General features: G+C 71.8%; 18 protein-coding genes. 7 read left to right on the top strand and 11 right to left on the bottom strand.

The genetic code is table 11. The annotated features are described in order from the left end of the window. Positions 1-1449: 1449 nt before the first annotated feature. Positions 1450-2547: a sugar ABC transporter substrate-binding protein gene (locus AC2RP6_RS37110; protein WP_486450580.1), complete on the bottom strand. Its 1098-nt coding sequence runs from the start codon at positions 2545-2547 to the stop codon at positions 1450-1452. A gap of 465 nt (positions 2548-3012) precedes the next feature. Between AC2RP6_RS37110 and AC2RP6_RS37105 the strand changes: the two genes are divergently transcribed. Next, positions 3013-5187 (top strand): TerD family protein, encoded by a 2175-nt coding sequence (locus AC2RP6_RS37105; protein WP_486450213.1) that lies wholly within the window; start codon positions 3013-3015, stop codon positions 5185-5187. Between the two features lie 221 nt (positions 5188-5408). Here AC2RP6_RS37105 and AC2RP6_RS37100 read toward each other — a convergent pair whose 3' ends face one another. Then, positions 5409-5999: a snapalysin family zinc-dependent metalloprotease gene (locus AC2RP6_RS37100; protein ID WP_486450212.1), complete on the bottom strand. Its 591-nt coding sequence runs from the start codon at positions 5997-5999 to the stop codon at positions 5409-5411. Between the two features lie 623 nt (positions 6000-6622). On the opposite strand from AC2RP6_RS37100, the gene AC2RP6_RS37095 reads away from it, so the two are divergent. Continuing rightward, positions 6623-7429 (top strand): class I SAM-dependent methyltransferase, encoded by an 807-nt coding sequence (locus AC2RP6_RS37095; protein ID WP_486450579.1) that lies wholly within the window; start codon positions 6623-6625, stop codon positions 7427-7429. Positions 7430-7579: 150 nt separating this feature from the next. On the opposite strand, the gene AC2RP6_RS37090 is transcribed toward AC2RP6_RS37095, so the two are convergent. The 6 genes from AC2RP6_RS37090 to AC2RP6_RS37065 all read right to left on the bottom strand — a co-directional run bounded on the left by AC2RP6_RS37090 (position 7580) and on the right by AC2RP6_RS37065 (position 12875). Further along, entirely contained in the window at positions 7580-7927 is a 348-nt protein-coding gene (locus AC2RP6_RS37090; protein ID WP_486450211.1) for a VOC family protein, read from the bottom strand. Between the two features lie 19 nt (positions 7928-7946). After that, positions 7947-8618 (bottom strand): response regulator transcription factor, encoded by a 672-nt coding sequence (locus tag AC2RP6_RS37085; RefSeq protein ID WP_486450210.1) that lies wholly within the window; start codon positions 8616-8618, stop codon positions 7947-7949. Continuing rightward, positions 8615-9823 (bottom strand): sensor histidine kinase, encoded by a 1209-nt coding sequence (locus AC2RP6_RS37080; RefSeq protein ID WP_486450209.1) that lies wholly within the window; start codon positions 9821-9823, stop codon positions 8615-8617. The genes AC2RP6_RS37085 and AC2RP6_RS37080 overlap by 4 nt, the downstream gene beginning before the upstream one ends. 1 nt (position 9824) lies before the next feature. Further along, the gene (locus AC2RP6_RS37075) at positions 9825-10355 is read right to left on the bottom strand and encodes a hypothetical protein (RefSeq protein ID WP_486450208.1); all 531 of its coding nucleotides are present in this window, start codon (positions 10353-10355) and stop codon (positions 9825-9827) included. A gap of 309 nt (positions 10356-10664) precedes the next feature. Next, the gene (locus AC2RP6_RS37070) at positions 10665-11573 is read right to left on the bottom strand and encodes a GNAT family N-acetyltransferase (RefSeq protein ID WP_486450207.1); all 909 of its coding nucleotides are present in this window, start codon (positions 11571-11573) and stop codon (positions 10665-10667) included. Positions 11574-11774: 201 nt separating this feature from the next. Then, on the bottom strand, positions 11775-12875 hold the full coding sequence (locus tag AC2RP6_RS37065; RefSeq protein ID WP_486450206.1) for an alpha/beta hydrolase family protein: 1101 nt from the start codon (positions 12873-12875) through the stop codon (positions 11775-11777). 97 nt (positions 12876-12972) lie between these two features. Between AC2RP6_RS37065 and AC2RP6_RS37060 the strand changes: the two genes are divergently transcribed. Further along, complete coding sequence (locus AC2RP6_RS37060; protein WP_486450205.1) at positions 12973-13596, top strand: GNAT family N-acetyltransferase; 624 nt, start codon at positions 12973-12975, stop codon at positions 13594-13596. Beyond that, a complete protein-coding gene (locus AC2RP6_RS37055; protein WP_486450204.1) occupies positions 13593-14567 on the top strand; it encodes a PaaX family transcriptional regulator C-terminal domain-containing protein in 975 nt (324 codons plus the stop codon). Before AC2RP6_RS37060 ends, AC2RP6_RS37055 begins: the two co-directional genes overlap by 4 nt. A 204-nt stretch (positions 14568-14771) precedes the next feature. On the opposite strand, the gene AC2RP6_RS37050 is transcribed toward AC2RP6_RS37055, so the two are convergent. Together AC2RP6_RS37050 and AC2RP6_RS37045 are read right to left on the bottom strand one after the other, a co-directional pair. Then, on the bottom strand, positions 14772-16079 hold the full coding sequence (locus AC2RP6_RS37050) for a serine/threonine-protein kinase (protein WP_486450203.1): 1308 nt from the start codon (positions 16077-16079) through the stop codon (positions 14772-14774). Positions 16080-16230: 151 nt separating this feature from the next. Then, positions 16231-16956, bottom strand: coding sequence for a hypothetical protein (locus tag AC2RP6_RS37045; protein ID WP_486450202.1), 726 nt, complete (start codon positions 16954-16956; stop codon positions 16231-16233). A gap of 2811 nt (positions 16957-19767) precedes the next feature. Here AC2RP6_RS37045 and AC2RP6_RS37040 point away from each other — a divergent pair. Next, a complete protein-coding gene (locus AC2RP6_RS37040) occupies positions 19768-20025 on the top strand; it encodes a hypothetical protein (protein WP_486450201.1) in 258 nt (85 codons plus the stop codon). Between the two features lie 624 nt (positions 20026-20649). Further along, a complete protein-coding gene (locus tag AC2RP6_RS37035; RefSeq protein ID WP_486450200.1) occupies positions 20650-20982 on the top strand; it encodes a hypothetical protein in 333 nt (110 codons plus the stop codon). 345 nt (positions 20983-21327) lie between these two features. Here the strand turns inward: AC2RP6_RS37035 and AC2RP6_RS37030 are convergent, their stop codons facing one another. Further along, on the bottom strand, positions 21328-22401 hold the full coding sequence (locus tag AC2RP6_RS37030) for a pentapeptide repeat-containing protein (RefSeq protein WP_486450199.1): 1074 nt from the start codon (positions 22399-22401) through the stop codon (positions 21328-21330). 401 nt (positions 22402-22802) lie between these two features. Between AC2RP6_RS37030 and AC2RP6_RS37025 the strand changes: the two genes are divergently transcribed. Continuing rightward, positions 22803-23342, top strand: a complete 540-nt coding sequence (locus AC2RP6_RS37025) for a hypothetical protein (RefSeq protein ID WP_486450198.1) — start codon at positions 22803-22805, stop codon at positions 23340-23342. The last annotated feature ends 8 nt before the right edge of the window (positions 23343-23350 follow it).

Raw genomic sequence — 23350 nt, 5'->3', positions numbered from 1 at the left:
GGGGAACCGACCGGCCCAGCGGCGGCGAGGAACCGGGCGGTGACGGGAGCCCATGAGCCGGGCGGTCGTGGCAGCAACCGACGGCCCGGGCGGCAGCGGAACCGGGTGGCGGCGGGAGCTGGGTGGTGGTCGGGTGGTCGCGGGCCAGGCGGATACGGAAACCGACCGGCCGGGCGGCGGCGGGGAACGGGCGGCGCCGGGGAACCGGGCGGTGGTGGAAGCCCATGAGCCGGGCGGTCGCGGCAGCAACCGACGGGCCGGGCGGCGGCGGGCGAGCGGCCGGCCGCGGGCCGGGCGGCGGCGGGAGCTACGTGGTGGTCGGGTGGTGGCGGGCAGGCGGACGGGGGAAGCGACGGGCCGGGCGGCCGGGGAACGGGCGGCGCCAGGAACCAGGCGGTAGCGGAAGCCCGTGAGCCGGGCGGTCGTGGAACCGGCGGGCTGGTCGTGGCGGGAGCCCGTGAGCCGGGCGGTCGTGGGCGGCGGTGACACCCGGGACGGGAATACCCCAGGCCCCCCTCCCAGCCGCACGACCCCCCAGGCCGGGCCCGGACGCAGAACCCCAGACCCCCTCACGGCGTTCCCCCGGACCAGGCCCCCTAGGGGGCTGCCGGAGGCCACGGCACGCGCTACAACAGCCGGCAGCCGGGTGGTGGGCGGCGGTGACGCCCGGCCCGGCGACACCCCCGGGCCCCTCCCGGCGAGCACCCCCGGATACGGGTGCAGCACCCCGGCCCCCCCCTCACGGCGCTCCCCCTGGACAGACCCCCGGGCGGGGCAGCCGGAGCCGCGGCACGCGCTACGGCAGCCGGCAGACACGAACCCCGGCGAGACCGCCGAAACCACCGGGGACACCGGGACCTCGGTACAGGCCGAGACACACCACCCGGAAAGCCGGCCCCTCAGGCCTCCCCCACAAGCACCACCCCGAGCGCAGCACAGCAGCCACCCCGGGCCCGGCGGCACGCCGAGTCCGGCGGGACGGCTCACGCAACGACACGCTGCACAGCAACCGACAGACCAGGCGACGGTGGTTCCCAGAACTCTCCCGGCGCACAAGACACCCGCGGACACGGCCACGGCACACAGCCCCGGCGCGTCGACGCGGATGACGTCCGGGCAACCCTGACCGCTTCCGGCGGGAGCCGCCGACGCAAGGACGCACCTTGACCGGGCGCCCCTCCCCCACCAGGCGGACACCCCGTAAACCCACCCCTCCCCGGCGGCGATCCACCCGCATACGGGGGGGGCGACGCAGCCGGTGCGGCGCACGGGGTGCGGCGTACGGGTGCCACGGGCCGGGCTCCTACCGGCGCGCGGCATCCGGGGGGCGGGGTGGTCCTCGTGTTCCCGCCGCCGGTCCTCCCCGTCCCCGCCCCCGGCGCCCGCGGCGGCGTACCGGAAAGCGGGGGGGGCCGGGGCGGGGCCGGGGGCCGGGGGCCGGGGCCAGGGCTACTTCAGGCCGATTTCCTCGCAGGCGGCCCTGATGGCGTCGGTGCAGATTTCCTCAGGGGTGTAGACGCCGTCGAGAACGACGGTGGCGCGGATGTCCTCCCGGGTCACCGGCACGCCCGGGATGAGAACGGCAGGGACCCGCTTGGTCGTGGGACTGCTGACCACCTGATTGATGATCCCGTCGATCTTCTCGCCCTGGGCGAGAAGAACGGCAAGTTCCGCCGCGGCCTCGGCCTCGCGGGCATAGGGCTTGTACACGGTCATGAACTGCTCACCCGCCACGATCCGCCGCACCCCGGCGAGTTCGGCATCCTGCCCCGTGACCGGCGGCAACGGCGAAACACCCGCCGCCTTCAGAGCACTGATGATGCCCCCGGCCATACCGTCGTTCGCGGAGTACACACCGACGATCTTGTCCTTGCCCAGCGCGGAGATGGCGGCCGTCATGTTGGCGGAAGCATTCTCCGGCTTCCACTCGACAGTGTCGTACTCCTTGCCGACACTCACCTTCCCCTCCAGAACAGAACGGGCACCAGCCTTGAAACTGGCCGCATTCGGGTCGGTGACCGCACCGTTCATCATCACGATCCTGCCGGCCCTGGCCCTGTCACCCAACGCATCCAGCAGCCCCTTGCCCTGAACCCGGCCGACGTCCTCATTGTCGAAAGAGGTGTACGCATCGATCGGGCCCTCGGCCAGACGGTCGTACGCCACCACCGCCACGCCCGCCTCCTTCGCCCTCCCCACCGCACCCGCGATCGCCTTGGCATCCACCGGATCAACGACCAGGACATCCACCCCGTCCTTGACCATCGCATCCGCCTGAGCACTCTGCCGGACCGCATCTCCCCCGGCATTCGCATAAACCACCTTGCCCCGGCCCAACGTCAGCAAAGCGACCTTCTTCTCCATCAACGGCTTGTCGAACTTCTCATAACGCGCCGTCTCATTCTCCGGAAGCAACAGACCAATCCTCACCCCCGCGCCACCAGCCTCACCACCACCGTCTGAACCGCCGGAACCACCACAAGCAGTCAGCGCAACGGCAAGTACCGCAACAACCGGCACAGCAACACGGCCACGCCCCAAAAACACGACCACGAGGAAAGCCTCCCTGACAGGGCCAAACCAAAAACGACCGAAGTGGAGGCAGTCAACGTCCCCCCACCCCCACCGTCAAGAAGCGAACACCTAACAACACGACAACGCTGTCACCACCGCCCCCACACCCCACCACGCAGGGACACCCCGCGCCCACACCACAACACCTGAACACAACCAGCAGGGCGACCTACAACACCTGAACACAAACCGGGCAGATCGACCTTCGACACACGGGCAAGGACGCCCGCCGGAGGCGCGCTGCCGGTCGGGGCGCCTCCGATGGTCCGATCAGCCGGGTGCCAGGTTCCGGAACCGACCGGGTGCCGAGGGCCGGGGAGCGGGGGTCGTCGTGGGGCGCCCGCCCCACACCGGACGTACCCGGGGCTCACGGCCGGCCAGGCTCCGGCGGTCGAAAACCGGGTGCGGCCGCACGAACCGGGTTGGGATCATGACCGCATGGTCCACCGACTCGACCCCCTCGTCCTCCGGCACACCCACCGCGTCCCCCGCCCCTCCGGCGCGGCCGGCGACGGCGCCGTCGCGGCGCGCCAGTTCGACGCCGCGCTGATGTCGGTGGGCTTCAAGCTGTCGGCACCACTGCTCGACCACCTGTCGGGGCTGTCCGACGACACCGTCGTCGGCACCGCCGCACGGACGCTGGACACCGTCCGCGCGATGGTCGGTGACCACGTGCAGCACAACACCTACTTCATCGACTTCCCGGCCAACGTGCCGGACACCGTCGACTTCTGGATGCAGTGCATCGCCGAGGCGCTCGCCGACGACAGCTCGCGCGCGAGCGTGCTGGAGCAGCTGAGCACCGGCGTGGTGGACCTGCTCACCCTCCCGTCCTACGGGAACTACCGGCACACCTACGCCGAGATGCTGACCCACCACGACGAGCTGATCGCCGCGGCGGGCGACCGTATGACCGTCCTGCACCTCGGCGGCTCTCCGGACGACGAACTCGCCTCCCTCTACCTGGCCTTGGCGGGCAGCACCACACCCCTGGGCGACGACGGTCTGCGGGACCTCGCGGACCTCGCCGCCCACTGCGCGGACGGCCCGCAGCCCGCGGAGATCCCCGTACGGGAGAACCGCGCCGTGGTCAACCGGGCCCGGCTGGAGACGGGAGCCGGCCTGCTGCTGGACACCGTCACGGACGTACTCCGGCTCGCCTGCGCGCTCGCGGGCGGTGACGTCGCCCTGCAGGAGCCGACGCGGCTGCGCGGCATCTCGCGACCGGCGCGCAGGGCACTCCTCGCGGGCCTCGACGCGGTCGTCCGCACGGCGCCCGCCAAGCTCGCCGACGTGCACGCGCACCGGGAGATGTGGAAGCGGCTCGGCGAGCGGCTGCACCCGCACGAGTACCCGCAGTGGCCGCACGCGGCCGACGTCTTCGCCGTTGCCCGGGGGGAGAAGACGGTGCGTTCCCTCGACAGCCTCGTGGAGGAACGGCACACCCTGCTCGACCCGGTCGGCGCGGCCGAGCTGCTGCTGAAGACCGCGCCCGGCCAGCTGTTCCGGTCCCTGGACCGGCTGTTGCGCTCCGCCGTCACGCAGGACGAACGCGACGCGGTCGTGGCCGCCGCCGAGCAGGCCGTCCCCGGTGTTTCGGGGCGGGTGCTGCTGTCGGTGCGCGAGCACCTGCACAACCGTGCGGAGGCGACCGGTGAGCGGCGGGTGTTCGTGAACCGCTCGGGCCGGGCGTGGGTCGCCGACGACACCCGCCCGCCGGTGTTCGCGCCGGAGCGCCGGCGGATGACCGCCGCGATCGACAGCGAGCTGCGCCGCCGGCTGCCCGGCACCGACCACCTGCTCATCGACCCGGACGTCCTGGACGTGGCCCTGCCGCTCAGCGGCCGGGCGACCGCGGCCGGTCTCGGAGTGCTGCCGCGCGGCTCGTTGTCGCCGGTCGACGGAGAACTGCTGCGCTTCTTCGTGTACTGGAAGCAGACCGCGCGCAGCACCGACTACGACCTGTCGGCGGCCCTGCTGGACGAGGACTACGCGACGACCTCCTGGCTGTCCTACACCAACCTGCGGGATCTGGAGGGCGAACATTCCGGCGACATCACGGACGCGCCCGACGGCGCCTCGGAGTTCATCGACCTACGACTGGACCAGGTGCGCGGCTCCTGCATCCTCCCGCAGGTCAACATCTTCTCGGGGGAAGGCTTCGAGGAGGTCGCGGAGTCGTTCTTCGGGTTCATGCTGCGCGGGGCCGAGCAGAAGGGGCGTCCCTTCGAGGCACGTACGGTACGCATGAAGTCGGACCTGCGCGGCCCGGGCCGGGTCGCCCTCCCGCTGGCGTTCCTGCGCGGGGACGACGGCGGGTGGCGCGCCAAGTGGCTGCACCTGTACCTGACGGGCGCCGTGTCGCACAACAGGGTGGAGGACAATCAGGTGACCGTCGCGACGCTGATGCGCGCCGTCGTCGATCGCGAGCAGCTCACCGTCCGGTACCTCGTCGAGCTGATGGCCGGCCGCGGGACCACCGTCACGGTGTGGGACGGGAAGACGCTCCCGGCGGGCCCCGTCACCTACATCGGCCTGGAGCGGCCGGAGAAGCTGGATCCGCGGTCGCGGATCGTCACCCCGGAAAATCTGCGTGACCTGATCCCGGCCTGACTGTTAACGTGGCCGTGGCGAGGCCATGAAGGGGCTTCCTTCTCAACACTCCTAAAGTAGCGTCTTCGCTTTCCTCGCCGCCTACTTGAGACCTCCGGCCGTTCCGCAGCACGCGGGACGGCCGGAGGTGTATCCAGCCCGGAGCCCTGCCCTGGGCACCACCCACCCCGCTGCGTAACGCTGCCGGTTGCGTGTGCCCGGTCCACTCGACGAGACGCCGGTCAGGGGGCGTCGACGAGTACCCGGCCGTCGGTCGGCACGGTTGCCGCGAGCCCGCTCGCGTACGCGTTCTGCACGCGGGACCGCTCCGTCGCGTTGGGCACGGCGTTGGTGCACGCCGTCCCGGCGCTGGACCCGGACATCAGCTGCGTGCAGGGTCCCGGCTTGGTGTCCGGGAGGCCCAGGCTGTGGCCCAGCTCGTGCGCTGCGATGCGCGTCTTGTCGTACCCCTGGCTCACTGCCTGCGCGCCGAGTTCGACTCGGACCTGGCGTCCGGGGCGGACCGGACCGAGGGTGGCTTGCGGCCAGCCGGTGGTGGCCACGATGACGATCTCGGCCCGGACTCCGGGCGCGGCCTCGACCAGGCGGACGTTGCTGACGTTCGCGTTCCAGGAGGCGACCCCGGCGGCGATGGCCGCTTCCCAGCCGGCGGCCCGGCTGTCGTCGTAGCGGAGTGTCACTACCGCCGCGGTGGCATCCGGTGCGGGTACGGGTACATGTACGGGTGCGGGGGCCGCGGTCGTGGCGGTTGCCGACGCGAGGACGAGCGCGGCGGCGGAGGTGCCTGCTTTGAGCCAGGTGCCCAGAGACATCGTCGTCTTCCTTCATGCGTGGGGGGCCCGGCCCCTCGGCGGAGCCGGGGCACTGGAGACGCCACCACCGCCCGCCTGTGGCCCGCGGGTTCGGGCAGCGGCCTCTCCGGAGCCCTAAGAAGGTAGCCCCGCGACTCACCCACCCGTCATGCACCTGCCAGCCAATTCCGGCAGGCACTCCAGCCGGTGCCCGGTCAGCGGGCGGCGTCGTCCAGGGGCTCACACGTCCACGGTCGATCGGCGGGCCGCAGACGGCCGTTGGACGGCCCGGCAACGCGTGTGGGCCGCGGCCAGGTCGCGGTGGCGGTTCCGCAGCCCGGCAGGCGCCCCGCCCGCCGGAGCCTCACCGGCCACCGTCCGTCGTCACGCCGCCGGGTCGCGCCATGCCGCCGGGTCGCCCAGCCACCCGCCCCGCCCGGCCGCCCGCTCGCACGGTCGTCTCGACGAGGGACGGCGGCAGGATCCTGGGGGGCTCCGCTGATCCACCACGGTCGGCCAGGAATTCGGAGCGCCGATGCCCGCACGTCTCGTAGCATCGACGCGCACCGTACCCGCCCAGGATCACCAAGGATTTTGTGACTCACTCCGATCTCCGCGCCAAGGCCCCCTCGCTCGCAGCCGGCATGGCCGCCGCCGACCACAGCCCGGACGTCCAGCTGTCCCAGACCCGCCACCGCGCCGCGCTCGTGGCGGGCTGGCGCATCGCACCCGGATCGACCGTGCTCGAACTGGGCTGCGGTCAGGGCGACATGACGGCCGTCCTGGCGGAGGCCGTCGGACCCGAAGGGCGCGTGGTCGCCGTTGACGTGGCCGCACCCTCCTACGGGGAGCCGGTCACGCTGGGCGAATCGGCAGCCCGGCTCGCCGCGGGCCCCCTCGGGCCGCGCATCGACTTCCGCTTCGGTACCGACGTCCTCGACCCTTCGGTCGACTTCGCCGAGGGCACTTTCGACCATGTGGTGCTCGCACATTGCTCGTGGTACTTCTCATCGGTCGGACAACTGCGGGACACACTGGCCCGGGTCCGGCCGTGGGCGCGACGACTGTGGTTCACCGAGTGGGACTTGACCCCCGGCTCCGACGAGGGGTTGGCGCACCTGCTGGCCGTGCTGATCCAGGGACACGTCGAGGCGGCGGGCTCGCACGGCGAGGGCAACGTCCGCACCCCGTTCTCCCGTGAGTGCCTGCTGCGGCTCCTGCCCGAGACCGGATGGAGGGCCGAGGGCAGCGAGCCGGTCGACACCCGGGAACTGCAGGACGGCGACTGGGAGATCGCGGCCTGCCTCGACCTGGTCGGGAGCGACGAGCGTCTGGCCGCGCTGCCCGAGCCGGTGCGACAGCTCGTCCTGAGCCAGGCCGACGTCCTCCGGGCCGTCGCCAAGCCGGACGGCAATCGTCCCCTCGCCGCGTACTCGGTCACCGCACGCTGACACACGATCCGCGCGCCCGGACGACGTGCGGGGCCGCCCTCGACGACGGCCGGGACATCGCGGAACCCTCCGCGCCCTCCACGCCCTCCGTACCCTCCGTGCCCTCCGCGCCCTCCCCCGACGGGCAGCCCCTGGTCGGCCGGCGGTCCGTCAGCGGTGGGCCAGTACGTTGACCACGCGGCCGTTGGGGTCGCGGACGAAGAAGCGGCGCACGCCCCATTCCTCGTCCTGAAGGGGGTGGACGATCTCCGCGCCACTGTCCCGCACGGCCGCGTACACCGCGTCGACGTCGTCCACTTCGACGCTCATGTCCGGGATGACGGGTGCCGTCCGGTCATCGGCCATGAAGCTGATCTGGGCGGTCGGACTGGACGGGGAGGCGAGCGTCATGATCCAGCCGTGGTTCATGACCTCCTCGAATCCGAGCAGGCCGTAGAACTCCCGGCTCTCCCCCGCGGCCTGCGAACGGACGTTGGGTACGACGCGGCGGACGGACATCGGCGACTCCTGGGTGAGGTCAGGCCAGGCCCGAGGCGATGGCTCGGCGGACGGCGTCCGCGCGGTCGCGGATCCCGGCTTTGGCGAACAGGTTGTTGATGTGCGTCTTGACCGTGGCCTCGCTGATGAACAGCTGCTCGGCGATGCCCCTGTTGGACAGGCCCTGGCCGATCAGCGCGAGTACTTCGCGTTCGCGGCGGGTGAGGTCCTCGGGGAGGGGCCGGTCGGGCGAGGGTGACGGCGCCCTGGTCCGGACGGTGGCGAGGAGCCGGTCCTGGACCTCGCGGTCGAGTACGGACTGGCCGGCGCCCGCGGCCCGGATCGCTCGGGTGATGTCCTGGCGTCCGGCGTTCTTGGTCAGGTAGCCGCGGGCTCCCGCGCCGAGCGCGCCCAGGATCGATTCGTCGTCGGCGAAGGTGGTCAGGACGACCACGGCGACCTCCGGGTGCTCGCCCGTCAGCCGGCGTGTCGTCTCGATGCCGTCCATGACCGGCATCCGCAGGTCCATCAGGACCACGTCCACCGGTCCGGCGGCGACGGCCGCCAGCACCTCGGTGCCGTTCGCCGCGGCCGCGACGACTTCGATGCCCTCGGCGAGCGCGAGTACCGCCGCGAGGGGCTCGCGGACGGCGGCCTGGTCGTCGGCGACGACCACCCGCAACGGCTGCTGTTCTGCGATGGGTCCGGTCATTGCGGGATCTCTGCCTCCACTTGCCAGTCGCCCTGGTGCGGGCCTGCGGTGACCGGGCCCGCGGTGAGCGTTCCCCCGAGCAGGGCGACGCGTTCGCGCATGCCGATCAGTCCCATCCCGCTGCCCGCGCCGGTGGTCGCCCGGCGGGTGGCGGGCCGGTTGCGGACCCTCAGCACGATCGATGCCGGGGCGTATTCCAGCTCCACCCCGACGGCTCCCCCGGGAGCGTGCCGGGCCGCGTTGGTGAGCGCCTCCTGGGCGATCCTCAGCAGGTTCTGGACGGTTTGGAGGGGCACGTCGCGCTCCGTCCCGGTGACGGTGAGGGCGTCGTCGTGGCCCGAGGAGGCGAGCATCGAGGCCAGGGTCTCCCGCAGCGGCAGGGCGTCCTCGCGCAGGGCGTGCACGGTCCACTGCGCCTGCTTCAGGCTCTCCTTGACCAGGGCGTGGGCCCTGGCGTTTGCCTCCCGGACCTTCTCCAGGTCCCCGGTGTCGATCAGCGCGTCCGCCAGCTCCAGTTGCATGTTGATCCCGGCGAGGGAATGGGCCAGCACGTCGTGCACGTCCCGGGCGATCCGGCTCCGTTCCGTCAGTACGGCGCTGCGCGCCTCGGCCCGCGCGGCGCGTTCGGCCGACTCGGCCGCGTCGATCGCCGCCACGACGGCCTGCCGCTGGGTGCGGTTGACGATGCCGATCAGGACCGGGGCGCCGGTGGCGAGGCCCAGTACCCACGGCAGCAGCTCGTGCCCCGGCCCGAGGCGCAGGAACAGCACGGCGCCGCAGAGCAGGCTGGAGAACCCGGCCAGGACGAGGGCGGGCCTGGTCCGCAGCCGGTATCCGATGTGGCCGGAGAGGAAGAAGGCGAAGAGGTAGGCCGTTCCGCTGCTGCTGAGGCCGATGAGGGCGGCCGCGGCGACGATGCCGAGCGTGAGCCAGACGAGGGCGAGGCGGGGCGGGACCTTGTGCTCGGGCAGCCGACGGGCCAGCAGGGCGGCGGAGTTGACCACGAACAGGGCGGCCACCGCCAGGCCGCGGCCGCTCAGGCCCATGGGCCGGATCGTCCAGAGGCCCACGGCGACGACGGCGAGGGACGCCACCCACTGCACGCGCGGGTCGTGCCCGGGGACGGGGCGCGCGCCCGCGGCCCGGCCGGTGTCGCCGGGGTGCGGGGCGCTGGGTTCTGCGGGCACAGGCCGAAGATACGGCACGTCAGAGCGTGGCGCCGAGTACGGGCGGGGTGGGCGCGGCCGCCGTCCGCGCCGATCGGCTGCGTACGTAGATCGTGGCCACCCGGGTGACGACTTCGGTGAGCGCCATCAGGACGAAGGCCGTGACCCACGCCTGCTGGCCGGTGATGTGGTGCGCGAGGCTGAAGCGGGCGATGTCGTCGGCGCCGCCGCCGTACTCCACCCATGTCTGGAACCCCATCCGTGCCCCCATGCCGACGGTCCAGAGGACGGCGGACACGGCGCCGGCCTTGATGAGGAGCTGTCCGTCGAGGGAGCGGATCCGGGTGTAGATCCCCCCGGCGATGCCGAGGGCGGCGCCCGCCGCGGTCAGGGTGGCGATCAGGACGAGGTCGTTGCCGCCGGTGGGGACGGAGTCCAGGTACGAGTACGCCACGAAGGCCACGATCGCGAGCGGGAGCAGGAAGGTCTTGCGGTCGAGGCGGCCTTCCCGCAGTTGCCGGAAGACGATCAGGACGAGGGCGATGTCGGTGATCCACTCGGTTGCTGTCATGCCGTCCAGCCTGCTGCGTCGCCGGTCGCGGCGCCTGGACCCGGGGGTGGAGAACGGGGTGGAGATCCGGCGCACCCGGCCGTAGGACGCCCGGCCGTAGCGCACCCGGCCGTACGGCACCCGGCGGCGCGGTGGTCATGCCCGCGGGAGCTGTTCGGTCCTCACAGGATCCGGAATGCGTGCGGCTGCCGTTGATCGTCGTCGGTGTGGGCCGGCGACGACACCGTGGCCGCCGGACAGAGCGCACAGCCCGCGTGTGCCACCCACAAGGGGTCCGGCCGTGCCTGGGACCGGACCCCTCAGCGCGTGCTACTCCTCGCCGGGCAGCTTGGCCGCCGGCTGGAAGTTGATGCGTTCACGGATGACGGGGAAGCCGGCCCTGGCGAAGTTCGCGGCCATGGGGAAGTTCCCCTGGTCCGTCGCTCCGCTGACGAACTCCGCGCCCTGCTCCACGAGGAAGTGGGTGCACTCCGCGAGGAGGTCGTACGCGTAGCCGCGACCGCGCTGTTCCGGGACGACTCCGATGAAGCCGACGGTCGGGCCGGACGGGTTGTGGGCCGGGATGTGGATGCCGGCCAGATCGCCCTCCGGCGTGTGCGCGATCTGCCACCACTCCCGTGGGGAGGGGCACCAGTGGAAGAAGTCGAGTTCCTCCTGGGCGGCCCGGTCGAGGCCGCCCTCCTCGATGGCCTTGAGCGCGTGGGCGTCCAGGGTGACGGAGTGGATGCGGCGCAACGCGTCGAAGAACACGGTGTCGTCGGGTTCGGCGCTGAAGCGCAGGCGTCCGGGCCGCTCGGGCAGACCTCGCTGCGGGGTCCAGCGGTACAGGAAGCGTTCCACCAGGAGTTCGTATCCTGCGGCTCGTGCGGCGGCGAAGCGCGCCTCGGCCGCGGCGCGCGAGTCGGTCATTTCCCGCCAGCCGCCGGGCAGGTTGATCTCGAGTTCGACCCGCCAGGGAGCGGAGCGAAGGAGTTCGGCTCCGGCTTCCTCCTCCCCCTCGGCCACGTCGAACCAGTTGATGTTGACAGGCTCCGAGTCGTCGGGGCCGCCCCACCAGGCACCGCGTGCGACGACCTCGCCGTCGCGCAGGGCGACGCGCTTCCATTCGGGACGGAACCGGGTACGCCGATGGGCTTCGCCGGCGCCGAGGGGGTCGGGGTGGGCGTCGAAGAGATGTGCGTCGCTCGCGGAGAGCGCGCGGATGACCGTATCGGTCATGGATTCCTCCGGGATACAGGCTGCTTGAAGCGCTCCCGGTCAGAACTGGAGAACTACGCCGGGACAGCGGAAGAGGGAGCGCTGGAAAGGTGTGAACTGCACGGCACTCGCCTCCTTCCGTTCGTCTCAGGGCGTGGAGCCACACAGTACGTGGTCTTCCACGGGTCCGTCCACGGAGTTCCGCGCCCTCGCGGGCGGGTGTCAGGGGTTGAAGCGTTCCGTGAAGGCGCGCAGAGAGGCGAGGTAGCCGGGGGCGAAGAGGCTGCGGGGGGCGAAGACCGCGGTCAGGAGGGCCCGGGTGTCGGAGCCGACGACCTCCAGGTCGGCCATGCCGTGGTCGGCCTGCGCGTAGTGCTCCACCCGCAAGGAGCGGGATGGAAGTTCGCGGCGATAGACCGCCTCCGTTTCGGCCACGTCGACGTTGCGGTCGTGTCCGGCCAGGATCAGGAGCGTGGGAATGCCGCGGTCCGCGGCCGCCCGTAGGTCGGCGGTGGAGTCGGAGGTCCAGTTACGGCTGATGAAGTGCCAGCGGTCTGCCGTCATCGTCCGATCGGTGGGTACGGCTGCACGGTAGTCGTCGTACGTGCCGCCCCGGCGCAGCACCGCGAGTCCGGCTTCGCGACGGACGAGCGAGGCGTCCCGCTCGGCCCGGGTGGCGTTGCGGTCGGCAAGCTCTGCGAGGGTGTTGTAGCGGCCTTGGCGCTGCCAGTTGACGGCCGGGGAGACGGTGATGACGAAGCGGATGCCGGGGGTGGTGGCCGCGACCTTGGGCAGGACCCACCCGGCCTGACTGGCGCCCCACAGCCCGATGCGTCGACTGTCCAGGTCGGGCCGAGTGCGGGCCCAGGCGATGGCGTCTGCGGTCTCGGCGGCGCGGTCGGCCATGCTCTGGTGAAGCCAGTTGCCCGGGGACTCGCCGACGCCCGGTTTGTTCCAGGACAGCGAGGCGTAGCCGGCCTTGGCGAAGGCCTCCCACATGGGTCGGTAGAAGGTGTCGTGGGTGGCGTCCAGGGGTCCGTCGCCATGGGCGAAGACGACCACGCCGTACGGGCCTCGGCCGCGATCCGGCAGGGCCAGGACTGCGTGCAGGGCTCGGCCGCCGGTGTGGATGACCACGTGCTCTTCGCGCAGGTCGTAGGTGTTCTGCCAGGCGGCGAGGCCGGTGAGGGCGACCGCGGCCAGGAGCACTGCGGCCGCCGTTGAGGCCAGCGCCCGCCGGAACCGGCGCCTCTGCGATCGGGGTCCGCTCGCCGGGCCGGCCTGCATCTCGGTGTCCTGATCGGTCTCGCCGGTGTGCTTCATCGGCCTCTGCCCCCTACGCGCCTGTTGGCGCCTCTCACGTGATGACCTATCGCCAACAAAACTATCGTTTCCAGTTCGATCGTAATACACTGATCACATGATGGATGTGGCAGAGATCCGACGGAACGCCCCCGCAGGCACCGAGGGACGGGTGGCGGAGCTGTATTGGGAGGCGTTCGGGCGCAAGCTGGGGCCGGCCCTCGGACCGGCCGGGGCGGGGCGGGGCTTCCTTGCCGCACACCTGCACGGCGACCGGGCCGTGGTGGCCCTGCGTGAGGGGCGCATCATCGCGGTCGCGGGGTACAGGACCGCCGACGGGCGGGGCCTGACGGGCGGTGGTGCGAGGGACGTCCTGCGTGCGTACGGCCCTGTGTGCGGACTCCCCCGGCTCGCACTGCTCACCATGCTGGAGCGCGACGCGCCCCCGGGGGAGATGGTGATGGACGGGCTCGCCGTCGCGCCGGAGCTGCGGGGCCTCGGTATCGGGGCCCGTCTGCTGCGGGAGGTGTACGCGATCGCTGCCGAACACGGCTGCGAACGGCTGCGCCTGGACGTCATCGACGTCAACCCGCGGGCCCGTGCGCTGTACGAACGCGAGGGCTTTCGAGCCGGGGTGACCCGGCGCACGCCGCTCATGCGGAGTCTGATGGGATTCGGGGCGGTTACCACCATGCACCGCACCATCACCGCGGCCGACCGCACCACGGGAGCGACCTCATGAGCAGGGCTGTACCCGGTTTCGCAGGCGGGGCCGGGAGCGAGGCGGGGGTTCAGGCCTCCCCCCTTGCCGCGACCGTCGTCAAGTCCCCCGACATCCCGACTCGACTCCTGGTCGAGGCTCTCGTACGTGAGGACGGCAGCGTCGACGCAGGCGAACTCTACGCCGTTGCGGCGGCCCTGGGCATGACGGATCAACAGGTGCGGCTGTGCATCAAACGGCTGGTCGCCGATGGGCGGTTCAGCCACGAGGGGCGGGGGCGCAAGGCCGTACTGCGCGCCGTTGCCGACGCTTCGGGCGCGCTCGCGCCGGACGCTGACTTCGTACGTTTCGCCTACCTGCAGGACCGCGGCCAGGCCCCTTGGGACGGCCGCTGGCACCTCACCGCCTTCGCCGTTCCGGAGTCCAGACGCCCCGCCCGCGACGCGTTGCGCGACCGGCTGCTGGCGCTCGGGGCAGCGCCGCTGCAAGGCGGGCTGTACGTGACCGCGAACGACATCGGCGCCTACCTCACGCCAACAGCAGCCGACCTCGGCGTCGCCTGGGCCGTCACCACGCTCACCAGCACCGATCTCTGCGTCGGTGGCACTTCCGACCCGAAGGAACTGGCCGCCTCCCTGTGGCCGCTGGAGGAAATCGCCGCCCGGTACCAGGACCTCGCCGCACTCGCCACGGACCGGCTGGCACGGGTCGAGGCGGCACTCGGCACGGCGGCAGAACCCGCCGTCGGGCTGAGCGCGGTGCAGCGGCTGACGTACGCCGTGGAGGCAGCGGCGGAGTTCAGCCGGGCCATGACCCCCGACCCTCTGCTTCCGCCGGAGCTCCTTCCCGCCGGCTGGACGGGGACGCGGGCGCGGGCGCTGTCGGCGCGGCTGTGGCAGCGCCTGGCCGAACTGCCGGCCGGGCCGAACGAACCCCGCCTCTTCCAGCTCTACGCCGAGGCCCAGAACACAGGACACGCCGCGAACCCGTAACGTGCCGGCCGCGCGCCGGCAGGCAGAGGGCCCCGTCGACCCGGAGCAGGGAGCCGGCCCTTGTACGGTGGCCGCCGCCCCGGGCAGGCCGCCCCTCGCGGCCGGCCCGGCCGGACTCGCTCGTGACCGTCGGCCCGTCGGTACTCACCGCGTTCTCTTCGACGGCGAGGCCTCATGCCGGTGCGCACCCGGTGGAGCGGTCGATCACCGGCCCTTGTCCTTCCTGCCCTTGGCCTTTCCCGGGTTCGCGTCCCCCTTCGGCGTCCCAGGAGTCTTCGGCGGGCGTTCTGCGACCGGCCGCACCGCCCGCACTTCCTGTGGAGGCGGGGGCGCTGCGGCCGGCGACTGCGGGGTGGACGCGACGGCGGCGGGGAGCGGCGGTGCGGTCGTCCCTGCCGGTGAGGATCCTGCCGGGGCTGCCCTGTCGGCGTTGTCCGGTGCCGCGGGCTGCTCATGCGTGGGAGCGGTGACCGGTGGGTTGGGGCCCGCGGGGACGGCGCCCGTCACCAGCACGCAGGTCCCCGCGACGCTCGCCGCTGCAAGGCTCCACCAGAGCGGACGGCGCCCTCGGGCAGCCCTCAACGGCTCGGGCGTTCGCGCGGCGGCGTCGGCAGAGGGCGAGAAGGGAGAGCGGTGGGTGGCGGTGCCCTTGAGCGTGGCGCCGGCCGGGGTGCGGGGTCGCGGTGTCGTCGCCACGTCCTGCAGGCATTGGTGGACTGCGGCGGCGTCGGGGCGCGCGGCAGGAGCCTGGTCGGTCATCCTTCCGAGCAGGCGGGCGAGGTCTTCCGGTAGTCCTTCGGGTATGTGGGGCCGGCGCAGGAGGTGGGCGGTGCCGATCTCCATGGGGGTTCCCCGGTACTCGCGGCGACCGGTAAGAGCTTCCAGGAGAGCCACGCCCAGGGCGTAGATGTCGCTGGCCGTACTCGCGCCTTCGCCCAGGAACTGTTCCGGGGCCATGTAGGCGAGGGTGCCGACGAGGGTGTCGGGCGTGCTGTGGGATCGCTCGTGGACGGTTCGTGCCAGCCCGAAGTCGGCCAGGTGGGGCGAACCCCCCTCGCCGAGCAGGATGTTGGAGGGTTTCACGTCGTGGTGGATGACGCCGTGGGCGTGCACGTGGTCGAGGGCCGACGCGATGTCGGCCCCGATCCGTATCACCTGGACGGGGCTCAGGGGGCCGACGTCCATTCGGGTGCGCAACGTGACGCCGCGGATCAACTCCGTGACCATGAAAGCGCCTTGGCCGTACCGGCCGGCGTCGTAAACGGTGACCAGGGCAGGATGGGAAAGACGGGCCAATGTGCGGGCCTCGTCGCAGAAGCGGTCGGCGGTCACGGTGTCCGTGCCGGCGCGGAACACCTTGACGGCGACATCACGGCCCAGCACCTCGTCGACACCGTGGAACACGTCCGCCGTGCCGCCCGACCCTATGGGGCTCTGGAGCCGATAGCGGCCGCCCAGGACGGTATCGCGTAGAGGCGGTACTCCGTACTCCGGGACGAACGCGGCCGACATGGGTTCTCCTCTGCTCGCGGACGGTGACGCGCGCCTACCCGTGGGGCGTCGCACTACTCACGGACTCTCGCGGGCAGCGGCGCGGCCTGCCCCATGGAGGTGGAGCGGGACGGCGGCGCAAGGCGGTGGCTTCTCCGGGATCACACCGTGTTCAGGCACGCGTCCCGGATCCTGACAGGCGCGCCCTTTCGTGATCGGGGTTCCATCGGCCTTCGCGCGGTACCTGCGGGCAACACGGGGGCGAGAGTGCCGGGGCGGGAGAACGAACCGTCTCCAGGTACTGCAGGTACACCGCATGCCAACCGTCCGCGTCGTACGGGCGGATGATGACCGGTGCTTCCGCCGCCATGCCCGTGTCAGCCGTGGTGATGAAGGGGAAGCGATGCCGTGCGGCAGCCACTCTCGGGTCCGTCCACGGCAGGAACGTGACCGAGGGGTTGACCCACAACCGTGCCGCTGCACGGCTCGCGCCGGCAGCGGTGTCGTCCCAGGCCAGGAACTCGTGTTCGGCAAGCCAGGCGGCCTCGCCCCGCACCTCGTTGACGGAGCACCGCAGTCGGTGGGCACAGTCGACGAAGTCGAGGCGGGTGGGGCTGTCGCCCTCCAGCGACCGGGCGATGAACATCAGCACATCCGTCGTGACGGACCCGGCGGCGGGGCCTCCCACCTCGTCGACGCCGCCGGCTTGGAGTCGGCGCAGGAAGGGGGCTGCCAGCGTCGCCGGCCCCGTGAGGACGTCCCAGTCGCGGGTGCAGGGACAGGGGGCCGTGCTGGTACGACGGTCCAGGCCGCCATCGCGGCGTGGCGAACTGCCGCGGGGCGATGGCGCGGACACGGTCCGGGCGCGGGGTGCACGCAGTCGTGCGCTGTCGGACATCTCATCCCTTCTCGCACGGCGGCCACAGCGCCGTGCTGCAGGTCGTGGTGGTGTGGTGGGTCGCACGGGGGGGGCGGGAGACGCCGGGACGCACGGTGGCGCGCCCGGGACGCCACCGTGGATCTTCAGCGCGACGGCATGCAGCGGCGGAGCCATTGGCGCTCCTGACGGATCCGCACTCGACGTGATCCGTAATTCAACATTCGAATTCGCGGAAGATGGCACCGGAATTCGCAATCGGTCGCGGCGCAGTACGTCCGAAAGAAAGAGCGGTAACCGGCGCCGCCCACCCTGCGATCCGGCAATGTACAGATTGCCGGGGTTTTTACCACCGCTGTTTACACGGATTGCCGGGGTTTGCAGCGCATTCGACTTCGCCCCCCGTCCGGCCGCACAAACGGCCGACCGACGTTGCGACGGTTGCGCTCAGGTGGACCGATACGTCGGCGCCTTCGTCGGCGCCCCGGTCGGCGCCGCAGCTGTGCGACGAGGGCGTCCGAGCGCACTCGCATGGCACGACAGCACTTGCTCGAACCGCTGCTGGCGTCTCAGCTCAACGGCATCCACGTGCCACAGGCGCCCGACCCCGGACGACATCCAAGCCGCACAACCTGTACCCAAAGCGGTGGAAATGAGCACGATCCACAGGAGTAGGTCTCCCACAGCCGACCTTTCGAAGGTTCGAGATCACTGGACGCGCACGGTCGGCGCCCTCGGCAGTCGGTGGGCATAACGCATCGGCATATGCACGGTTGCGGACTGTCCTCCGGTTGCAGTCATGTGCGCGTTCCATCCTCTTGTCGCCATGACCTCTTTTCCGATGGCCCTACCGGGCCGCACTTCAGCCCGGCGATCGTCGCGGGTCCGCCCGCACCGGAGGAACTCGGCACGGAGAGGAGCGGCGGATCCGCTACCGCGAAGGCGGCGCGAGCAGACACCGCCGAGAAAAGGATTCATCCATGGCAGGGCGAGGGTCGGGAGGGTTCGGATAGTCGGCAGCCACGTGCACATTCAGACCATCACCCGGTTGGCGCATACCCACGGCAAGATCGGCAGCGTTTACGGAATATGACAACAGCAAAGCCAGAGCCCCTATGCTTCTTCCCCGGGACGTCGGAAGAAGGAGGGCGAGGAGTCGGCTTTCAATCCGGGCCCACTCGGATCGGAAAATGGACTTTCACCCCCCGCCGAGCAGAGTCCGGCGGATCCGGATGTGAGCACGCCACACTGGAAGACGAGGACCTCGAAGTGGAGCTGACGTTCTCCTCCGCGGTCTTCGAGGACTTCCTCCGCACGATGAGCAGGATCCAAGTCGCGTTCGAGCAGGGGCTGGGGCCGAGGAGCGGCAGGACTGCCACGGCTTCCGGCAGCGAGCACGCGGACGGCTGTTCCCGTGTATGAGCCTCACGAGCCACCGGACCCGCGCGGTCCGCAGCCCCAGCGGGACACCACTGTGTTGTGGCGCCGCTCGGAGCGCGCACGGCAGCAGCACACTCCGGCCGAGCAGCCGGGATGGTCCCGTGAAATGAACGGGGCCTGGGATCCGTCGGAAGAGCTCGCCGGCCTACTGCAGGAGGGTTCCCCACCCGGGCCGTTCGGCCGCACCCTCTACCGCGACGAGGCGGAAGGCTCGCAGGGCAGTACGGGGCATGTCACCGGGCTGCAGCACACCCCGCCCGAACGTCGGCACGGACATGCCTCCGGCGGGCATCGCCGCGGCGTGCCGAGGTCGCCGGCGGCGACCCTGCTGCGAACGGGCAGCACGTGCACCGCTGTGCTGGTCGCCGTCATCGCGACCCTCGTGAGCGTCCTCAGCGGCCTGGCCATCTGCGACACGCTCCGCCACAGCGCCGGACTGCACACTGCCCGCGGCGTGGTGGGCTGGTGGCCACTGCTGGTCTACGGCCCTTGGATGGTCGCTTCCCTATCCATCCTCAGATCCGCGCTGCACCAGCGCCGCGCACTTCATTCCTGGTCGATGGTGGTGCTGTTCTCCACTCTGGCCACTCTTCTGTGCGTGGCCCAGGCACCCAGAACCGTCAGTGCCGGAATGTCGTCCGCACTTCCCGCCGTGGCAACGCTGGCCTGCTTCCAGCAGCTGGTCCGTCAGATCACGCTGACGCGGCCTCCCCGCCAGGCCGCTCCGAGACATCGGAACACGCCAACACCCACGCCCAGGTCCGGGCGAACTCCCGCGGCCTGGACCGGTCCGGCCGGCGGACGCCCCGGTTACCCCGCGGCCGACGAAAGCGGCCTGCCGCCGTCCCACGGGCACGGACTGGGGTACCGCGGATAACGGTCGTGCAGGTGCCCGGGGCTCGCGCGCGGGGGCCGACGCCACAGGCCTCACCCGCGCGAGTCGGAGGTGACCGCGGCACACCGCAGCCGTCCGCCCGGCGAGCAGCCGTGAGCTCCCGCCCGTGTACCGGGCGCCCGGGACCGCACTCGCGGTCGGACGGGATGCCGGACGCCGTACCGTGCCGCTGGCCACGGCTGGCCGGCGCCGGCCGGCAGCGTCCCGCGGACGGCCGGCGCGGAAGGAGCCGGTCGCAGCCGCTGACTTCCCGGGCAAAGCCGCTCCTTCCCGCACGTAAAGAGTTTCCCACCTGCACCTTTGAAACGAAGATCGAAACCGATAGTCACGGGCCCAGCGCAGATCGGCACGTCGGGCTGCGGCCGGTCCCCGCCACCGGACCGGGCGAACGCCAGTCCCGCAGCCAGGGCTTCATCCCCATCGCCGGCCCCCACCGGCCCAGGAGCTGCCCCAGCGCTGCCCCTCCACCCCACCCATCATCAGAAAGGCCACGCAGCGTGCTTCAGGAACTGACCCGTGTCGAACGGATGCACTACAAGCGGCTCCAGGATGCCGCCTTCCAGGCAGGTGAAGAAGCTGTCACCAACCTCAAATCGGCGCTCGCGCTCGCCGGCTTGACCCTTCCTTCGCTGTGCAACGACGGCCCGGTGGCCGGCCACGGCTTCGTGCGGCTCGGAGGGTGCAACGCGGCTTTCGCCAATCGGCTCGCCGAGGTCATCGCCGCCGGGGCCGGCGCCCCGCAGAGCCAACCCTGAAACGCGGCACCCGTCGGCGTCCGGGACCGGGAACTCGTCCGCCGCGGCGACACACCTGCCACGGAGGCGCGGATCCGTGGTGGTCTCCAGGGTCAGCTCGGATGCGGTACGCGCCCCGGGGGCGGCAGTCCGCGGGCACGGTGATCGACCGGCAGCGGGCCGGGCGGTCACGACCGGCGCTTCGAGGAGTCACTCGTCTGTTTCTTCAGGAGTGTGGAGAAGTGCGAGGCGCGCTGCGCGACACTCGGTTTCAGCGACCTGGCCACAGTGGACGATGGCCTCATGTGGGCGGCCGGTTACGCGTTGCGCGAGGTGACGTCCGGGGTCGAGGCGCGGACCGCCGCGCTCGTGCAACGAGCGGCGTGAGGCCGGGCCGCCGTACAGGCCGGGGCGCTACCGGAGGGCCCCGGGGGCCAGGTCGTGTCGTCGAAGTTCCGTCCGGCCGACGGGGCCCGCCTTCGGGTGACCGACGCTTCTCCGTCACCGTCGAGCCGGGCCTCCACGCGCGCCACGAGAGTGGTGGCGACGGGGTGGCCGGCCACGGCGCTCCGGACCGCCAGCAAGCGGGAGCGGGCACGCCGGGAGCCGCTGCGAACCGGAGGCCTCAGCGCGCAGGCCCGCGCTGTGTACCTCCCCCGCGTCGCCCGTGAGCGTGCCGGCGACGGTGAGCCGGCCCGTGGCCCGGCGGCCGACCTCGGCCCGTTGCGGGTGCTGCGCGAGTCGCCGGGCTCACTGGCGTACCCCGGGCAGGTCCCCCACGCCGAGGGCGGCGTCGGTGAGCGCTTCGATCAGCTCGTGGGTGCCGGCCGGGCCGACCGGAGCGGTGGCGAGCAGCTCGACCCGGCGCCGCGCCGCCGCCGACGCCGCGAAGGCGTCCCCGGCCCGGCTCGGCGTCCCGGCGGGGGTGCCGAGGGCGGCGGATTTCGCGAGCGGATCGCTTGGGCTTCCCGCGCATGAGGTGGGCGACGGTCGCCGACCCCGACAGCAACGTGCTCGGTGTCCTCCGGACCGGCAGGACCGGACGTGCACCGGGGCGCGCTCCCGCGTCCGGCTCCGCCGAGGGGGCGCCGTACCTCGTGCCGTTGTCCTTCGACTGGACTGAGACGGGCGTGCGCTGTGGTGGCCACTGCTCGGCGGACAGCCCGACCGGCAGGACCCGCGCACGCTCACCACGGCCCACCGCTGGTTCCGTATCACCCCGCACCGGATCCGGGCGTGGCGGGAGGAGAACGAGTGCGCAGCCCGAGGACCGGCAGGCCGGTCACGGCGTTCCGCTCTGCGGCAGCGCGCCCCCTTGCGCTCTCAGGGCAGGTGCGACACCTGGGTACCGGGGGGCAGCAGGAGCCCTGCGGGCGCGGTCTGCAGACCGAACCGCGGGGGGTGGGTGAACGTCGCGGTACGGGACAGATCGACGGTGCCGCCGGTGAAGCGAGCCGGTGGAGCAGTGACGTGGAGGCTCTCCAAGCGGTGCTCGCCGAAACTCACGTGGGTTCCGGTGAAGGCGGAGCCGGTGAAGTCGACGACGCCGTCGGAGAACTCCGCGTCCTCGAATCGGACCTCTCCGGCGCTGAAGGTGGCATCACGGAAGTTCACGCGGGCTCCGGTGAAACGGGTGGAGTCGAAGGTGACCCACCCGCCGCTGAATGCAGCCCGGTCGAAGCGCACGGATCCGCTGCGGAACTCGGCGAGGCGGAAGTAGACGTAGCTCCCGGCGGCGAACTCGACCTCGTCGAAGATCACTTGGTTGCGGCCGTGGCCGACGAAGAGCGTCCCGATGAAGATGATGTCGCCCCCGGTGAAGCGGGCGCCGCGGAAGTCCGCCTCGTCGAGCACGGCGCCGGTGAAGTCGAGGTCGTACCCCTGCCAGGATTCGGATGCGTCGTCGCGCAGGTGGGTGCCGACGAGTCGCAGGACGGTCTTGCGTATCTCACGTTCGCGTCGCCAGGCGGTCAAGTCCGGCTCGTCGGCCGGAGGATCGGGCGCGTGGGGCATCCTGAGGTAGCCGCACAGTACGTCGATGCCGGTCTGACGCTCCTGGCGCCACTCATCGGCGAGTGCGGCCATGGCATACGCCCCGGCCATCCGGACCGCGGGTTGATCCGCCCCGAGCTGCTCCGCTGCCGCCCCGAAGCGGTCGGTGAAGTACCTTGCGTGTTCGCGCTCCTCACTCACCTCGTTGAGGTGCTGGCGCCGGTAACCGACCACCAGAGCGACCACGCCGCCGGCCCCGGCGACGGTCGCCAGTGCGATCTTGATGCCGTCATAGAGGTCACCGGGCCCGAGCGCCACGGCTGCGTGCGGCGATGGCATGCCCAGCAGCAGCCAGAGCGCCACCCCAACGATGCCGACCGTGACGGCGGCCAGTATCAGCACCACAGCAACATGCAGGGCCAGCGGCCACCGCATCACGCTTCGAGAGTCGGGACCCGAACGAACACCCCTGGCCGCCACACCCTCAGCGTAGGACCGACATCAAGATCACGGGAAGGCCTGACGCGAAACCGCGCAGCGCGCGGCGGGCCCCGCGCACCAGATCTGGCGTCGGTGCGCGGGGGTGGGACACCACCCGATCCGCGCGCCGGGCTGCGCACTGCGGGCTGCGAGCGGTGGGCTGCGGGCTGCGGGCTGCGGCCGAGGTGGGACTCGGATCGGGGAGTCGGCCGTAGCCGCCCGCAGCGGCAGCCGCAGTGAGTGATCCGGACGTCCATGTCCGGCATGCCTGGTGCAGGGGGCGGGGGCGCCGCAGAATGGGGTGACGCGAGGGGAGGGATGACACCGTGGATCCGGTCACACTTGCAGGTATCACCGCCGTTGCCCTGAACGAGGGGGTCAGGTTCCTGTACGAGCAGGCGGGTGAGGTCCTGCGGAGCCGTCGTGAGCGACGCGCGGCCAGGACCTCGTTGCCCGCGGAGCTGTTCGAAGGGGCTCCGGGGGAACTCGTCGCCGACCCGGAGCGGGTCGCCGCGCTCGAGCCCGAACTGCGTCTTCTCCGGCGCCATTTGGGTGAGTACGCGCAGGGCGTGGACCCCGTCGATCCGCGGGACACCGAAATCCTGGCGCTCGTGGACGGCCTGCGTCGCACTCTTGAGGCGGTGTACGGTGCGCCCATCGTCTTCCGTGGGGAGGAGCCGCGTCCGGAGCACGAGAACGGGCCCCGGATCCGCGGTGGGGTCGAGGTGAAGGAAGTGCGCGGGTACGTGGCGGGCATCTGCGCCGGCGCGGCCGCGTCAGGGGACCTGACGGGTTCGGTGCGCGCCGACAGCGTCGAGGAGGGCGGCCGGGCGGTCGGAGTCGATCTCGGGGGCGGTTCGGGCTGACTCCGGGC

Source organism: Streptomyces sp. WAC03905, from assembly GCF_057371075.1.
Note: the sequence above shows the minus strand (reverse complement) of the source record. Positions and strands in the feature narration are given on the sequence as shown.

Bases quoted from the DNA above. Each gene is read 5' to 3' on its own strand.
- AC2RP6_RS37090 (WP_486450211.1), bottom strand. From the start codon at position 7,927: ATGTCCGTCCGCCGCGTCGTACCCAACGTCCGTTCGCAGGCCGCGGGG.
- AC2RP6_RS37085 (WP_486450210.1), bottom strand. From the start codon at position 8,618: ATGACCGGACCCATCGCAGAACAGCAGCCGTTGCGGGTGGTCGTCGCC.
- AC2RP6_RS37060 (WP_486450205.1), top strand. From the start codon at position 12,973: ATGATGGATGTGGCAGAGATCCGACGGAACGCCCCCGCAGGCACCGAG.
- AC2RP6_RS37070 (WP_486450207.1), bottom strand. From the start codon at position 11,573: ATGACCGATACGGTCATCCGCGCGCTCTCCGCGAGCGACGCACATCTC.
- AC2RP6_RS37045 (WP_486450202.1), bottom strand. From the start codon at position 16,956: ATGTCCGACAGCGCACGACTGCGTGCACCCCGCGCCCGGACCGTGTCC.
- AC2RP6_RS37100 (WP_486450212.1), bottom strand. From the start codon at position 5,999: ATGTCTCTGGGCACCTGGCTCAAAGCAGGCACCTCCGCCGCCGCGCTC.
- AC2RP6_RS37105 (WP_486450213.1), top strand. From the start codon at position 3,013: ATGGTCCACCGACTCGACCCCCTCGTCCTCCGGCACACCCACCGCGTC.
- AC2RP6_RS37055 (WP_486450204.1), top strand. From the start codon at position 13,593: ATGAGCAGGGCTGTACCCGGTTTCGCAGGCGGGGCCGGGAGCGAGGCG.
- AC2RP6_RS37050 (WP_486450203.1), bottom strand. From the start codon at position 16,079: ATGTCGGCCGCGTTCGTCCCGGAGTACGGAGTACCGCCTCTACGCGAT.
- AC2RP6_RS37065 (WP_486450206.1), bottom strand. From the start codon at position 12,875: ATGAAGCACACCGGCGAGACCGATCAGGACACCGAGATGCAGGCCGGC.
- AC2RP6_RS37095 (WP_486450579.1), top strand. From the start codon at position 6,623: ATGGCCGCCGCCGACCACAGCCCGGACGTCCAGCTGTCCCAGACCCGC.
- AC2RP6_RS37075 (WP_486450208.1), bottom strand. From the start codon at position 10,355: ATGACAGCAACCGAGTGGATCACCGACATCGCCCTCGTCCTGATCGTC.